General features: G+C 62.7%; 1 protein-coding gene. It reads right to left on the minus strand.

Translation table 11 applies throughout. The features are described 5' to 3' along the window. A partial coding sequence (locus EN991_RS38240; RefSeq protein WP_164769762.1) for a cyclopropane-fatty-acyl-phospholipid synthase family protein occupies positions 1-820 on the minus strand: 820 nt, incomplete at both ends.

An 820-nucleotide genomic window follows, 5' to 3' on the forward strand; every position in this document is an offset into this window, starting at 1 on the left:
AGTCGCGTGTCATCGGCAGCGTATCGTTCTTCTTGGCGATCTGGATCTGGAAGATCACCAGATCCTGCCAGCGGAAGGCGGCTTCCGAGGCCGCCAGATAGAATTCCCACATGCGGCAGAAGCGCTCGTCATAGATCGCCTTGGCCTTGTCGCGATTGGCGGCGAAGCGCTCGCCCCAGTGCTTCAGCGTGTCGGCATAGTGGAGCCGCAGGATCTCGACGTCGGTGACGACCAGGCCCGACTTCTCGATCGCAGGCATCACTTCCGACAGCGACGGGATGTAGCCGCCCGGGAAGATGTATTTGCGGATGAAGGCGCTGGTCGCCCACGGCACGCCGGAACGGCCGATCGTGTGCAACAGCATGACGCCATCCGGCTTGAGCAGCGTCGCGCTCTTGTCGAAGAAGGTGCGATAGTGGTTGACGCCGACATGCTCGAACATACCGACCGAGACGATGCGATCGAAACGCTCATTGAGTTCGCGGTAGTCCTTCAGCTCGAAATGCACGCGGCTTTCCAGCCCTTGCGCATGCGCCCGGTCGGTGGCGACGCCATGCTGCTCGGTCGACAGCGTGACGCCTTGCACGTCGACGTCGAACGCCTTGGCGAGATAGAGGCCAAGCCCGCCCCAGCCGGAGCCGATGTCGAGCACCGTCTGGCCGGCCTTCAGCCGGAGCTTGGCGGCGATGTGGCGTTTCTTGGCGGCCTGCGCCTCGTCGAGCGTCATATCCGGCTGCTCGAAATAGGCGCAGGAATATTGCATGTCCTCGTCGAGGAAGAGCCGGTAGAGATCGCCCGACAGATCGTAGTGGCGCTGCAC

The sequence above is a fragment of the Mesorhizobium sp. M7A.F.Ca.US.005.03.2.1 genome (genome assembly GCF_003997795.1).
Taxonomy (GTDB): domain Bacteria; phylum Pseudomonadota; class Alphaproteobacteria; order Rhizobiales; family Rhizobiaceae; genus Mesorhizobium; species Mesorhizobium ciceri.